A 15,120-nucleotide genomic window follows, 5' to 3' on the forward strand; every position below is an offset into this window, starting at 1 on the left:
CATCCATGGAAAACTGCGTATTAAAATGGACGCTCACAGGCTATGACGATGACTCAAGCCAGCCAATCGTACAACGCGTTATTGATAAAGCTAAGAATGTTAACTCTGTTTTTCCCGAAATAACGAATGCTGCTGACTTACGCTGGGTCTATGAGACCTCAATTGAGCTCAAAAATTCAGAGGAAAATCAGTTAAACTTCAGCGCTCTATCACCACAGACCAGAGTTTTTATCGATGGAGAACTCTTGCATACTGCGTGTAATCGATTCCATCAGCACAAAGTACGCTTACCAAATACCGAAACAAGAAAATACAGTATTCGAGTCGAGTTTCCATCACTAAATGAAAAACTGTCGGAAAAAAAACCTCGTCCACGATGGAAAACCAATCTTGCAAATAATAACTTGAGGTTTATACGTACTAGCTTGCTAGGACATATCGTTGGCTGGGCAGCCCAGACGCCAGAAATCGGTATTTGTGGACCCGTAACTATTGAGTCGAGCCCAAAAACAGATGCAGATCAGTTTGCTTTCCGCGCTACCGAAAAAAATGGAATCGCGATACTGGATTGCACCAATAACAGTTTGCATTCGGTAAAAAAAATCACAATTAAAACAGGCAACAGAGAGTATATCCATGAGTGGCTTGGAAACCAAAAAACAATTCAAGTTGCTCTACCCGACCTCGAATTATGGTGGCCACATACTCATGGCAAACCAGCTTTACACCAAATAGATATCAATATCCAATTCGCCAGTTCAAGTTTATCTATTAAACAAGTATGCGGCTTCAAAAGTTCAGAACTGATTGACAGTAATTTGGCACCTAGATTTAGCATTAACGGTCAGTCATTTTTTGCACGCGGTGCGTGCTGGACACACAGCAATATAACTGATTACCAGTTTGATGAACTTAAAACCGAAAAGATACTGAAGAACGCAGTCCAGCTCGGTTTCAACATGATCCGGATCGGGGGCACTATGACTTACGAAAACAGTCGCCTCTATGAAATGTGTGATGAACTAGGGATATTAGTCTGGCAAGACTTTATGTTCGCGAATTTCGATTACCCTGACTCAGAAGAATTTAGAGAACTAGTTAAACCTGAATTGCAATTTCAAATTAACCGACTAGAAAAACATGCCTGTGTTGCGATTTGGTGCGGCAATAGTGAAGTCGAGCAACAGGCCAACATGGTAGGTATTTCGACTGACGAACACATACTACCTCTTTTCTACGATTGGATTCCTGCCGAACTCTCCAATGCGAATTCAAAGCTACCGTACGTGCCTTCATCACCATTTGGTGGTGACTTCGCTTTCGACACAAACATTGGTTTATCACACTACTTTGGCCTTGGCGCATACAAACGAGATGAATCAGATTTAGAGCTTTCAGATGTAAAGTTTACCTCTGAGTGCTTAGGTCATTCTCATTGTCCAGACATTAGTGAAACCAAAACGATCTATGGCACCCCAACACCAAACACAACATCTTCAGCATGGAAACATGGTGTACCCAGAGACGCCAACGTTGGCTGGGATTTCGAGGACATTCGCAATCACTATGTTGAAGGTTACTTCGGGATAGAACCGTCCAACCTCAGACAAGTAGATACCGCAAGGTATTTGGAAATTAGCCGAGTAACGACGGGGTACCTATTGGCTCAAGCATTTAATTTTTGGCGAAGCGACAGAAGCAAGTGCAATGGAGCTCTTATTTGGTGGCTAAATGACTTATATCCAGGATCGGGATGGGGACTGATATCGGCAAGCGGTAGAATGAAACCAGCTGGCTATATATTAAAAAGTCAACTTCAACCAATTCATTTATCGATAATTGATAACGGTCTTAATGGCCATAACATCTGTTGGCAAAATGAAACCAATACAGATATTGAAACAACTATTAAGGTACACTGCGTTAAAACATATAGAGATCACATTGAGCACTTCCCCACTGAAGTTAGCCTATTATCGAACAGCCGTGGGTGCTTTTCCGTTAATAGCATTATAGGCCAGTTCAGAGATACAACTAATGCGTATAGTTTTACGCCAGAAGCGTGGGACGCCATTGCAGTATCAATGGAATACCAGAGCAAGACAATATCCTATGTGCATTTTCCAAGCGGACTAAATTTGCCAATGAAAACAAACTTAGAAAACTTGAAAATAGATATAGAACATAGGATACAGAATAATGAGCTCCTAATTATGCTTAAGTCAAATGCGCTAATTGCATTTGCTGAAATAACAATTAGAGGAATGCAACTGCAGGAAAATTTTCAAACCTTGATTCCAGGCGTTAGTCATTCTTTTATAGCATCCCCTGAAAATGGCATCCTAGGCGACGAGTATTCTCTTGTTGTAAAGGGTACGAACATGATTGCGTCTAAAAGACTATCGTTGAGTTTGCAGTAATGGATTTTGAGAATACAACTAAAAAACCCTCCTGGTTGCGGGCTGGGGATCAAAGTATTTTCTATTGGTACTATAAACCAGTTGATTGCAAAGCGAGCGTATTGTTAGTACCGTCAATCGGACATGAGGCATACCATTGTCATAGATTTTATAACCGATTAGCCGAAGTATTGTGTGCAAATAACATTGAAGTAATCCGATTTGATCTTCCAGGTACGCAGGATTCATTAGGTACGGTCACTGACAAGCAAACTTTCACTTGCTGGCCAGAATGCCTGTCGCTGTTAGAATCTCAGTTCCAAGAGAATACAGATTTAACCTTAATTGGATTTCGAATGGGCGCCACTATCGCGGACTTTTTTTGCGGTAGAAGTAGTCGAGTTCAGCGCTTTATTGCTTTAGAACCGGTTCTTTCTGGGAAGAGATTTTCTAGAGAAATAAATGCAACCAGTCGCGTTTCAGAAACCAACTCCCTAGCCGAGGATTTTCTTGAAGCTGGCGGATTTCAATACACTCATGAATTTCTAGACTGGATTAGTACGCTTAAACTGGATTTCAGCGCAAAGAAACAAAAAGTACTAGTCTATACGAAGTCAGAGAGAACCCGAAAATCCTTAGAACGACTTAATTTAGAGCATGTTAAGACTCAAACACTACGGCACTATGAAGATATCATCGCCGAGCCACAATTCACGAGAATTCCTGAAGATTTAATTTTTAGCATTGTTACGGAAATTACAGATGAGCAACCAACAAAAGTAAGAAAGCCAGTTGCTTTACGCCTTTCGGAGAAAGCTAAAGTTGAGGGCAATGATTTCATAGAATCCTGCTTCACAGACTCACTGGGCCAATTTGGAATCATAACATCTCCAACCACTACTCAGGTGAACAGACGATTGTTATTTGTTTTGGTCAACTCAGGAAGCGGAACACATACTGGCCCGAACCGGGTATACGTAGAAATATCCCGGAGCTTAGTGCATTCTGGGATTACTACAGTAAGATTCGATATGAAGAATCTAGCCGACAGCTATACCATTGGCACAGAACAAGAAAACCATTGCTACCCAAAAGAATCTACGCACTACTATGACGCAATGATTAAGGCTTTAAAGCTCGAGTATCCTGACTACACATTTGTCATTGGAGGAATCTGCTCTGGCTCCCATCATTCATTTCACTATGCATTGAAACATGGTACCAATGTCTCGGCGGCAATCTGCATTAACCCGCTGACATTCTATTGGAAAGAAGGAATGTCTCTTAAGACACCAGAGGAGCAAAGGACTACTGTCGATGCTAACTATTACGCTAATGTAATCCGAGATCCAAATGCTTGGATTAAGTTACTAAAGGGAAAGGCGAATGTCCGGTATATATTGCTATTCATTCAGCGATTTATTACAAAAAAAACATCGAACTTAATTTCTTCCATGAAAGAAATATTACAACCCATACCTAATACAAGGTTTAATTGTGACATTGCTACAATAAGACAGTCGAATACCAACCTTGAATTCATAATCTCAGACAGTGATCCAGGTTGGGGGCTCATTAGAGATAATAGTATGCTATCGAAGGTTAAGTTCTTAAAGCGCTTAAGGGTAAAAGGGCACACGATACCCAGGGCAAATCATACTTTTTCGTCACAAGAATCACGAAGAAAGCTTTGTTCATTACTAGCTGAGATTTTATCTCAGTACATATCTGACTCCGAAAGCAAATTACTGCAAACTAAACTAAGTTCGAGCTCACTTCCTAACTCTAGCGCTCGCGCTAGGGAACTTTAGAAAGGATATACCTATGGAAATGCAACAAATTGAATCCATCACCAAAGAAGTATTCGAATGTTTCTTCACGAATCATAGTGATTCAGAGTTGTCTGAATTGAAGCGGGATATCAGCGACCAGTGGGATTCCATGTTGCATGTTAATCTGATCTCCGCCTTGGAAGGCGAGTTTGATGTTGTAATCGATACCGCAGCCGCAATCAACCTGAATACAATGCAAGATTGTGTAACACTTATTTCGGCCCTAACAGAAGAATGAAATTCTTAGAAGCGAAGAAAACTATAGACAAGTTAAACGACAATGCTGACATTCAGACAGTATTGTTAGCAACTTCATTTCAGTCTGATGCCATTGACATCTATCTTCAGGCTCAATTTGCATTAAGAAACTTCAAGTTAGTTCTTGAGCACATACCCTTTGGAAATTTTCAACAGTTTATAAATGACAATGCAAAAACTGATCGAAGAAATTTGGCAATTATCTATCCTTGGGATGTGTTACCGCAGTTAGATTGGCGCTTGGGCTACCATGACTTTAAGGAAGATCTCGAATCTCTCCTGGAGTTAGCCAAAAAAAATTGTGTAAAAATCTCTAGTCGAGTGGATTTTGGTGTCTACTTAGACGTCCCTGGTAAACCTATATTCCAGCATGATAGTGACAACCAGTTAATTCAGCTCTATATCAAAAGACAGTTAAGGTTAATGGGCATTAATCTGCTAGAGAATATTGATTTTGATTTGGCCAATTACTTACAAACTGGCCAACCCTTCAATGGACGAACTATAAGTCTCCTTGCGAATGAGCTTTCTAAAACTTACTTCTCAGGTATCGTCGAGCTTAAAAAAATACTAGTTACGGATCTGGACAATACAATATGGTCAGGAATTATTGGAGAAGATGGTCCTAACGGAATACAGTATGATGCAGAAGGGGCAGGATACCCTCACTATATTTACCAGTCTTTGTTGAAGACATATAAAGGCAAAGGAATACTATTAGCCGCAGTAAGTAAGAATGATCAAGATCTAGCAGAATTACCCTTCTTGCAAAACAAGATGCTCCTGAATAAGCGTGACTTTGTCGCAATTATTGGTAACTATGAAGCAAAATCTGCACAAATTGCATCGCTAGCAACGAAACTTAACCTTGGACTGGAATCATTCGTTTTTGTTGATGATAACCCCCTTGAAATTGCCGAAGTCCAAAAAGCCCTCCCAGAAGTCACAAGCCTACTTTTCTCGGCAGATAAAGACTCTTACGTCTCTTTACTTAGGGTACTAAATTCATTATTTCCAGCAGAAGCATTCTCAGAAGAAGACGCAAATCGAACTGAGCTCTATCAGGCAAAACTCAATAGTGATCTCGCTGTACAATGCGCGGGCTCCGAACTAGGCGATTTTCTAAATAGCTTAGAAATGCAACTATCAATCAGGCCTGTTACTGATTCATTAGCCGATCGAGCATTTCAATTGCTCAATAAATCAAATCAGTTCAACCTTAATGGATTAAGAATAACCGAAGATGCCAAGCATAAAATTTTGAATGATAATCTCGTCGTTTTCACTGGATCACTCTCTGACAAATTTGGTAGACACGGAGAAGTCATTACTGCCGTTGTTGATAGAGACTGCATTACCTATCTCGCCATGTCCTGCAGGGTATTGAACCGCACTGTAGAGCACGCTTTCATATCAGCAATTATGCAACACCTAGACATAAATTCAATTAAGATGAACTACCTCGAAACGGAAAGGAATACTCCTATGCAGAAGTTCATGAAGAACCATTCGTCTGCAGATAAAACCCTTGAACTAAGTAGCTTGCAAAACGACTCTAATTTCAACTATCAAAATTTTAATATAATTATTCCTGAAAATGACTAGTCAGCTCTCATGCTGGATAAGCTCCGGCCAATACCACATATTTACTTTCGTCTACCAGAATAGAGGGACTCGCGCACCGATACTCATTATTCCTCCGATTGGCCCGGAGTATATGCATAGTAAAGCCACTATTCGGCAGCTCGCGTACAACCTTGCAGAAAACGGTCACAGTGCATGGACCTTTGACTTTCCTGGTTACGGAAATAGCAGTGGGATGTTGCCGCTTGAAAACGCTATAGAAGACAACGCTGTTGTAATCAAAGATTTAAATCGCCATATCAAGGAACAGACAGGCAGCACCCCGATTCTTATTTGCCTTCGTAGCGCTTCACTTCTTCTCAGCAGAGATCTATTGGAAGACCATGAATCAGGAATCGTATTTTGGCATGCCTATAGTCAGGGTGCGGCATTCGTTCGCGACCTCGAGTTGATAGATCACAGTTTAGGGCTGTCTTCTTCGGATCCAAAACTAATAGTCGCAGGCGGGTATCCTTTTAAAGTTTCAGAAATTGAAAAACTAAAGCTAGCGAAACTGGCTTCACTTGAATGCCCTTCAGTTCAGAAGGCACTTTACATTCATGCTCCAACAGTCAGACGGTTCTCTTTTTTAGACAGTATGCAGAAGGGGGGGACAAATATAGAGAAACTAGAGTCGTCTGATTTGAGTTTAATGATGCGATCTCCCGAAGTCTCAAAGATTGCTTGGAACGATGTCCGTGGCATTACCAATTGGGTATCTACTTTCACCGATCATGACGCGCTTGGGCAATTCCACACATCTAATCAGTTTTTTAACGACAGCAGTATTAGTGAACGAGTGTTAGCCACTCCAGATAACTTATTTGGAATATTAACTGAACCTACAAGAACAGAGGCTGAAGTATGCTTATTGATACCCAACACTGGCTCTGGTCATCATGCGGGACCAAATGGTTTACATACTTCACTTGCACGTAGTGTCGCCAGGAGAGGTGTTAGTGCCTATCGATTTGATCTTTCGAACTTAGGCAATAGCGGCATCCCAGCCACGAACAATAATCACGCCTATACAAAAAATGCGACACGGGATATTACAGCTGTTATCCAGCACTTGAAAACTAAGGGTTACAGTCGATTTATCTTATTCGGATTATGCTCTGGCGCCTTTAGTTCATTTGACTATGCACGGCAGAGCAAGGGTACAGACTTGGCCGCGCTTTTTCTGGTGAACAGCAACACGCTCTATTGGGAGGAAGGAGATGACCCCATCATCCCTAACTCGGCGGCTGAAGCGATCAGCGAAGCTTACTATAAAGACCAAGCACGCGATCTTAGTGCATGGTTAAAAGTGGCTAGAACACCAACTAAATGGCTACCTTTAACTAGGCGCATACTGCACGTTATCAAATCCAAAGCTCACGCCCGAATAGCAACCACACAAAATAGAACATCGAAACTTGAAAAAGATTTCACTCATATTGTAAATCAGAACACTAAAATATTTTTTTATTTTTCCCCCAACGAACCCGGCTATACTAATTTGAAGAATAATACTGGAAAAACCTTTCGCACGTTAATTAGTGACAGAAAAGTTGAGCTAAAGGTATGCGAAGCTGGCGACCATACTTTCACCACGATTGAAAGCAGAAGTAGCCTTATCTCTGAGGCTACGGAATATTGCTTACAGTATAAATAGAAGATGGCGGCTATAGTAACCGCCTATAATGACTAAGTTTATAGAGATTGACGGGCTTCAATTTCCATTAAGATTGCTTTTCTGTCATATTTCCCATTTGGAGTCCTTGGAAAATCTTTCTCGGTAGTAGCAATGACAGAAGGCACCATATAAGAAGGTAGTCGACTTTTCAGTTCTAGTGTCAACGAATCGAGGTCGTCGTTATCCTTCAGATTTACGAGTAGCGCCAGAAAGTCATCTCCATCACCAGTCCCCTTGCTAAAAACAACAACAGCCTCTAAAACCGTTTCAATCGCCTGAACACGAGACTCTATTTCGCCAAGTTCAATTCTATATCCCATATATTTTATTTGATTGTCTATTCGCCCAACAAAATGAAAATCCAGATTATCATCAATAGTGACAATATCACCAGTGCAATAGAGAGGGTCATAGAAATATTGATTTGCAGGGTTCTGTATAAACGAAAGAGAAGTTTTCTGCTCGTCTGCTAAGTAGCCATACGCAACTGAGTTGCCTCGAACCAACAACTCACCTTTAGCGCCAGATTGCTGAGATAACTGCCCGTTCTCAGCTCTCACAAATAGCTCCATGTTTGGACGAGCTTTGCCAATTGGGATACTCGTACATTCGGGCGAAGGTAAATCCACTATTCGATGAAAGCTACAATCAACGGTAATTTCAGTCGGACCATACATGTTGGTAAATCTTATGTTTGGGTATAGCATCATCCATTGCCGAATAACATATGGCGGCAAAACTTCCCCCGCAACTAAAACCTGCTGCAAGTAGCTGAATGAATCAGATTTTAGTCGCCTTGATTTCAGAAGCATGGTAAGAACTGACGGCACACAGAAAAACACCGTTATTCGGCTTTCTTCCAACCACTTTATCAGCCGAGGAAGCACGGCATTCAATCTTTCCGGGACAAGGTGCAGTGTCGCTCCAGTTTTGAAAGCTGTGTACAGGTCAAACGTAGAGTTATCAAAGTATAGAGGAGCATGATTGGATATCTCGTCACTTTCATTAAGATCATACTCTGCAACACACCAGTCAATATAATCTGTAACGCATTGGTGTGAGATCATAACACCTTTCGGAACACCAGTTGATCCAGATGTAAACAATACATATGCCAAGTCAACAGATAACGCTTCAGACACAGGCAGACTTTCAACCTCATTCGCCAGAGCAGAAACGTTGACGACTTCAATGTCAGTTCCTTCTAAATAAAGCAAAGCTTTTGCTTCAGCCTCCTCACTGACCAGGACTACCTTACTACCTGTTGCAGCTAATATGGCTTCAAAGCGGTCTTTTGGAGAATTGTAATCAATGGGAACATACGCAAACCCAGCCTTTAGAATACCCAAAATACACGTAATCGCGTCAATTGATTTTGGCATGAAAAATGGAATCAATCTTGGCTCGGTCGCCCCCTTGTTTTGCAGCAAACATGCTAATCGATTTGAATTGTGATCGAGTTCAGAATATGTCAGCCTGTCTCCATCATGCACTACTGCATACTTATCAGGAAAACGTTGCGCCGATTGAGTAAAGTACTCATGAATTCGAGTAACCATGTGCATCCCTTTTATTAAAATTGATAGCCCAAACCAAAGGAAACATTGTAAGTAGTAGAAACAGTTTCAGCTGTTATGTACTGAGCAGTTATAGACCTAGACCAATGTGACGACATGACGTCTTGATAGGAGAGCTCAGTTAGCAACACACTATCAGTTGAATTCCAAGTATTACTGAAACCCAGTTCTAGAATTGAATTTCTGGACAGAGCAAAGTCCAGAGAAACATCAATATTCCCGTTCTTTTCAACATTACTAGCATTAGAAAGGTTGTCGCGAAGTAAAGACTCTACTTCGCTCAGCTGAATCACGGCGCTTGCAGTCAACTTAGGAGTAAGACGATAGCCTTCAACGGAAAGAGCATATCGCGTTAAAGTTATTATACTTTGAACGGACAGATCGGCTGCGGGCTCGAAGGATTCGAAAAGTGAGATAGTATCGGTATTATCTTTTGTTAACGACAATGTGACCGTAGCAGGAGAAAGATCTCGCTGAACGACCAGATTCCAAATCAAGTTATTCGATCTATTATTAAGAAGTTCAGAATCAGATATACCTAAATATGCTGTGAGTGCTAATAAACTTTTTACGTATTGACCGCCAACTCCAGCTGAACGAACAATAGACCCAGAATCTATAGAAGCAATGTTCAATTGGGTGTTATAGCTGATACCCCGCGATGGATTGTACGACAACTGATATTCAGCGGTTAGTTGAGTTTCATTGAGATCATTCCCCATTGAATCCCAGACATGCCTTGTCCCAATTGACGAACCAAATAGTTGTCCAATCAAGCCTAAACCTACCGTCCTCATCTGCCCATTTAAATAAACCTGGTCCCGAGTCTGAGTAATATCGGTAAGAACTGAGTTATTTTGTTGACGTGATTGTTCAATCGACAGCGAAATGCTCGGCTGTTTTTCAAAGAAAGACAGGGTAGTTTCTCCTTGCCATTCAAAGCTGGTATCGCCTCTTTCGTATTCTACTTCACTGCTGATGCTTGAATTTAATTGTATCTGGGGATGTGCATAACGTAAATCAAAAGCAGGGGATGCAGATACTGAAGAACCGGTGTCGGAAAGCGCAACCTGGCTTACGACACCAAGATCCATGTTGATTTCAGACTGAACATAAGAAGTTAAAAGAACACCCAATAGCAGTGGGCTTATTTGCCGCTTTCGCATCAATCGTACTCTTAACATCTATTGTTGGTATACCACACCCGTGACATTTGCGGCACCAATGGCATCTACTGACTCTTCAATTTTATCAACACTTGCTGTCCCATAGGGGACGGTTAATACCGTGTGATCACAATATCGCGTCAATACACGCGCTTCACTACTAGACAGGACTGGCGGAGCATTAATGACGATAAAACGGTCTGAATACCGATTCTTCAACTCATAGACTAAATTCTGCATGGCCTTAGATGAGAACATTTCAACCGCTGCTGCAGGATTATTACCTGCAGGAATCACATTTACACGCTCAATTCCGCTGGGATATATTATTGATTCGAGAGAAAGATTATCGTCCTGAACAAAATCAGTTATACCTGCTTCAAACTTTGAGGTAACCAGACTTTGTAATTCAGTTCCATACGGATTACAGTCCACAAGTAGAGCTGAGGAAGAAACATCTAGTGAAAACGAAATAGCAAGGTTCATTGCAGTTACTATCGAGTTATCTTTCGCATCCACAGAACTTAACAAAACAGTTATATTTTGTGACTCACTTAAGTCTATAAGCTTGATTCGAAGTTCTCGATATGCATTTAAAACAGACCGATTCTTCATACCCGAATAAACTAGTTTCTTTCTTCTCATATCAGCAATACTCATCGGATTAGGATTACGCATTTCACTTAAAATTGCATTCCTATCCATGATTGTTGAGGATGGTACCAGATCAGAAATTACTTTCGATGCAGACTCCTCTTTTGTCGGCGCAGTATATGCATCTCTGTCTGGAGTCGCGGAAGGATTGGATGCATCAAGCTCACGCTTAGCTCTCTCACGTTCAAAAGCTTTAAATAACTTGCTTTGGGCCAAAACCAATTCTCCAATAATTAGATCGAAATTCCAATCAACGCCAGCACTCCAACACCATTGCTGAGAGCCGCGTATAGGACTAAATACAATATACAAAGTGCAGAGAGAACAATAAGACTGCGCTTACTAGCAAATTCACTTACAGCACTTTCATAAAGTGGAATAGTCGTAATTACATTTATGTGTGCAGATAGGTTGTCTGCCATAAAACTACCGGATCTAACCCGTGGATCCATCAAAACCATTGCAACCAATAGACCGATCGGAGTGATAAAGCCCAATACAGGTCCAATTAGTGCAAAATGCTTTAGCTGAAGACCGTCAGAGTGGACAGGATAGGAAGCTGGCTCGTGAATTTTGTATGAGACGCCCTGTCCCTCTATATCTAGAGTCATCGATAAACGAGCGCTTTCTCTGCGCTTCAGCATGTCCTCATATACTTCTTTAGTAACAGAGTAATCTCGTGTGAGATCCTTATATGTAGCTTGTTTTGAGGCGACTGTTTCCGCATTTGATAGTGCTATTTCCAAGAGTTGCTTAGTATTGGACAAGCGGTTCCTGGCAGCTTTTAAATCAGCCCGTTCACTGTTGATCAATTCTTTTAATTGCGTATATGCAGTATTTTCAACTTGTGTATATTGCTTGTTTTGCTCAGATTTCTCGACTATTGAATCTACTTTAACACGCAATGTTTCTATCTGATCTTTCAAACTAACAATATCTGGATGCGTATCCTGATAGCTCAACCTAAGGTCAGCCAATTGACGTTCAAATGATTCCAGCTGCCTTTCTTCAAAGCTTTCTTGTCGCTCTGTTTCTATCTTTAAGAACTCAGACTCTTTTGCCAATTCATCTTCAAAACTACTTAACCGCGACTGACTATCTTCTATTTCTAAGGTTAAAATTTGAATATCATTTTTGTAATTTGTAACTCTATTGGCAACACTATCTTCAGTAATGTCTATATTTTGCGCTGAAAACGCTTTTAAAGCATCTTCAGCTTCCTCAAGCTGTCTTTTATAGCTCGACACCTGAGCGTCGATAAACTCATATGCAGATTGCGACTCTTCACGTTTTTTTCGACTAGTTTCCATTAGGAATGCTTGCGTAACAGCATCTATAACAGAAAACGCCTCATCACGTGAAGATGATGAATACAGAATAGAAACATAGTCACCGTTAGCAGTAATCTTCATTTTGGCTCGAAGTTTTGCAACCGTGTTTTCGTTCTCGGGCAAATTTGCTTTCACCGCGACTGAGCGCATAATTCGTTCTGTAAAAATTATATCCCTGGCTTCCTTCGCCCGATCTATCTTGGTAATTTCTGCCTTCCCCTCAAGCAAATTTCCAATAATATTAGTAACATCTGCATGCAATACTACTCTCGATGTATAAGTCTTAGGCATAAAAAAGCCTGCCGCGAGTACCACTGACGAAACTAATATAAACAGAACCACAATTGCATAACGATATTTAAGAATCTCAATTTTCAAGGCAAACAAAAGCTCTTTGATGTTCGTCGGATCCATTAGAACTCACCTCTCCAAAATTTCTTCTCTGGTATTGTCAAAATATCTGACGGCTGCAAGTAGTAGTTGGTAGTGATATCACCTTCATCTAAAATGTCATTTAGATAAACTGGATACTCAACGTACCCGGTAGGCGTTAGTCGATTTAAACTCGCTCGATTTCCAGCTCCGTATGTACCAACGCCTCCTGCAGCAAGAACCAAATCCATGACTGTCATCCCGTCCACAAAAGCAACAGAAACAGGCTGATTTACCTGCCCCATGGCTCGAACCCTAAACTGGTAAGCGATGCTGACTGGAGTCTCAACCGTAACAGTCACCTCGGGCTTTTTAATCACTTCTAAAAGTGCTTCTCGTATAACTTCAGCCAACGCCTCCGGCGTTCGCCCTTCTGCTTCAACATCACCCATAAGCGGCATAGTGATATAACCATCAGGTCGAACGGTGACCGCTCTGCTCAAATCAGTATTACGCCAAATATCAACTCGCAACTGATCTGATACACCTATAACATACGGTTGTTGTTTATAGGTTAATTCTGGTTGAGAAATTTCATCCTTCTGACCCAAGAAGGCACACGACGACAAGAAAAGCCCAAGAACGAAGGATAAAAATGCATTCACTTTTGAATTCACTAATGTACTCCTTTACCGAGCAAGACTACTTCGACTGTCTGAATCATGATAAGTATATCCATAATAAAACTGTGATTTTTAGTGTAATACAGGTCGTATTCTAGCTTGCCTTTCGCATCTGCGACTGATGCACCATAAGGATAGTTCAGCTGTGCCCAACCCATAAGCCCCGGTTTCACAGCATGCCGATGACGGTAAAATGGAATTTCCTCATTTAATTGATCGACAAATTCAGGCCTTTCAGGTCTAGGGCCAACGAAACTCATTTCACCTTTAACCACGTTCCACAACTGAGGTATTTCGTCCAATCGAGTATTGCGAATAAAAGCACCAACTTTAGTGATTCGTGAATCATTCGCTTTAGCCCATACTGCTTTACCACCTTTTTCCGCATCCTGTCGCATAGAGCGGATCTTATATATTTTGAATGGTTTGCCATCTTTACCGGTACGAATTTGAGAATAGAGTATGGGTCGACCGGTTTCAAAAAAGACGAGTGCAGCAGCGAGGATAATGGCAGGTAGCAGGATGATTGCGAGCAGTACGCTGACGACTAAATCAAAAAGACGCTTCGCAAAGTCCCGTGACTTGGATACGCGAAATCCGTCTGAAAACACGATCCAAGAGGGTTGCAGGATATCCAGTTTCACCTGATTGAGTTCCCGCTCATAGAAACTAAGTGCATTAATAACTTCTATCCCGCTCAATTTACAACGAATAAACTGATCCAGGGGAAAACTTCCACCGTCGGAGCGGCGCCGTTCCTGCTGTGCAACAATAATTTCACTGATGCGGTTTTCTTTACAGAACTTCAGCCAGTCCTGTGGCTCATTCAGGCAATGTTTTGCATCAATCGCGTCATCAGACCGCCCAATATAGCCTAGCACACGAATGCTGAGGCCCCGCTTATTACGCTCATACGCTCGTTGCAACTCTCTCGCCGGTTTGCCCGTACCCAGTACAATGACCCGCCGCGACAATTGATCTGAATCCACCAATTGACTGAAAACCTGCCTTGCCGTCAAAGTCATCCCTGTGGATACCATAACGACCCAAAACAAATTGCTTCCACCAAGATTAAAAACAGGCCATATATAAGATAAAACAGTGATTCCCAGCGCACCAAGGAAGCAATAAGCAACAAGTGTCCGGAAAAACATGGCGGTAAACCCTTCACGCATCAATGCAAGGTAAACGCCCATGGCTAACGAACCACAGCTTAATAACAGAGCGTATGTAAGTGCGAGTAAAGGATTAGCTGGAATATGCGATTCAGGTACGACGTTTAACGCCTGCTGAATATTGAGCACGATATAAAAACTGGCAAACAGTAAAATGAATTCCAGACAGCCCAGAATCAGATAGGGGACATGCAAATAGTGCTTGCGAATGCGAATATAAGACACAATGGCTTCCTTGCTTTTGCGTTCGGTGACGGCATCCAGTCACCTTACAGAACTTTCTATGTGCCGGTATTTTGCGCTTTTCACACCAAAACTACAAGTAGCAGTATTATCAATACGCTATACAAGCAATCCCCTTTGGCGGTAGAA

The 15,120-nt window shown here is 41.5% G+C and carries 11 protein-coding genes; 5 read left to right on the top strand and 6 right to left on the bottom strand.

Translation table 11 applies throughout. The features are described from left to right. Window positions 1-5: 5 nt before the first annotated feature. The 5 genes from IYN85_RS14065 (at window position 6) to IYN85_RS14085 (ending at window position 7,769) form a co-directional block, all read left to right on the top strand. Window positions 6-2,420, top strand: a complete 2,415-nt coding sequence (locus tag IYN85_RS14065; RefSeq protein ID WP_196159540.1) for a hypothetical protein — start codon at window positions 6-8, stop codon at window positions 2,418-2,420. Then, window positions 2,420-4,210, top strand: coding sequence for an alpha/beta hydrolase (locus tag IYN85_RS14070; protein WP_196159541.1), 1,791 nt, complete (start codon window positions 2,420-2,422; stop codon window positions 4,208-4,210). Before IYN85_RS14065 ends, IYN85_RS14070 begins: the two co-directional genes overlap by 1 nt. Before the next feature lie 13 nt (window positions 4,211-4,223). After that, window positions 4,224-4,469, top strand: coding sequence for an acyl carrier protein (locus IYN85_RS14075; RefSeq protein WP_196159542.1), 246 nt, complete (start codon window positions 4,224-4,226; stop codon window positions 4,467-4,469). Further along, window positions 4,466-6,094: an HAD-IIIC family phosphatase gene (locus IYN85_RS14080; RefSeq protein ID WP_196159543.1), complete on the top strand. Its 1,629-nt coding sequence runs from the start codon at window positions 4,466-4,468 to the stop codon at window positions 6,092-6,094. Before IYN85_RS14075 ends, IYN85_RS14080 begins: the two co-directional genes overlap by 4 nt. 112 nt (window positions 6,095-6,206) lie before the next feature. Beyond that, on the top strand, window positions 6,207-7,769 hold the full coding sequence (locus tag IYN85_RS14085) for a hypothetical protein (protein ID WP_196159544.1): 1,563 nt from the start codon (window positions 6,207-6,209) through the stop codon (window positions 7,767-7,769). A gap of 38 nt (window positions 7,770-7,807) precedes the next feature. Here IYN85_RS14085 and IYN85_RS14090 read toward each other — a convergent pair whose 3' ends face one another. The 6 genes from IYN85_RS14090 to IYN85_RS14115 all read right to left on the bottom strand — a co-directional run bounded on the left by IYN85_RS14090 (window position 7,808) and on the right by IYN85_RS14115 (window position 14,973). Further along, window positions 7,808-9,349 (bottom strand): amino acid adenylation domain-containing protein, encoded by a 1,542-nt coding sequence (locus IYN85_RS14090; RefSeq protein WP_196159545.1) that lies wholly within the window; start codon window positions 9,347-9,349, stop codon window positions 7,808-7,810. A gap of 14 nt (window positions 9,350-9,363) precedes the next feature. Then, entirely contained in the window at window positions 9,364-10,461 is a 1,098-nt protein-coding gene (locus tag IYN85_RS14095; protein WP_196159546.1) for a hypothetical protein, read from the bottom strand. Window positions 10,462-10,551: 90 nt separating this feature from the next. Beyond that, the gene (locus IYN85_RS14100; RefSeq protein WP_196159547.1) at window positions 10,552-11,403 is read right to left on the bottom strand and encodes a polysaccharide biosynthesis protein; all 852 of its coding nucleotides are present in this window, start codon (window positions 11,401-11,403) and stop codon (window positions 10,552-10,554) included. Window positions 11,404-11,420: 17 nt separating this feature from the next. Further along, a complete protein-coding gene (locus IYN85_RS14105; RefSeq protein ID WP_196159548.1) occupies window positions 11,421-12,932 on the bottom strand; it encodes a chain length-determining protein in 1,512 nt (503 codons plus the stop codon). Continuing rightward, complete coding sequence (locus tag IYN85_RS14110) at window positions 12,932-13,567, bottom strand: polysaccharide biosynthesis/export family protein (RefSeq protein ID WP_370592204.1); 636 nt, start codon at window positions 13,565-13,567, stop codon at window positions 12,932-12,934. Before IYN85_RS14110 ends, IYN85_RS14105 begins: the two co-directional genes overlap by 1 nt. Further along, window positions 13,567-14,973, bottom strand: a complete 1,407-nt coding sequence (locus IYN85_RS14115; protein WP_196159549.1) for a TIGR03013 family XrtA/PEP-CTERM system glycosyltransferase — start codon at window positions 14,971-14,973, stop codon at window positions 13,567-13,569. The genes IYN85_RS14110 and IYN85_RS14115 overlap by 1 nt, the downstream gene beginning before the upstream one ends. Window positions 14,974-15,120: the final 147 nt, after the last annotated feature.

Source organism: Reinekea sp. G2M2-21 (assembly GCF_015687175.1).
GTDB lineage: Bacteria > Pseudomonadota > Gammaproteobacteria > Pseudomonadales > Natronospirillaceae > Reinekea.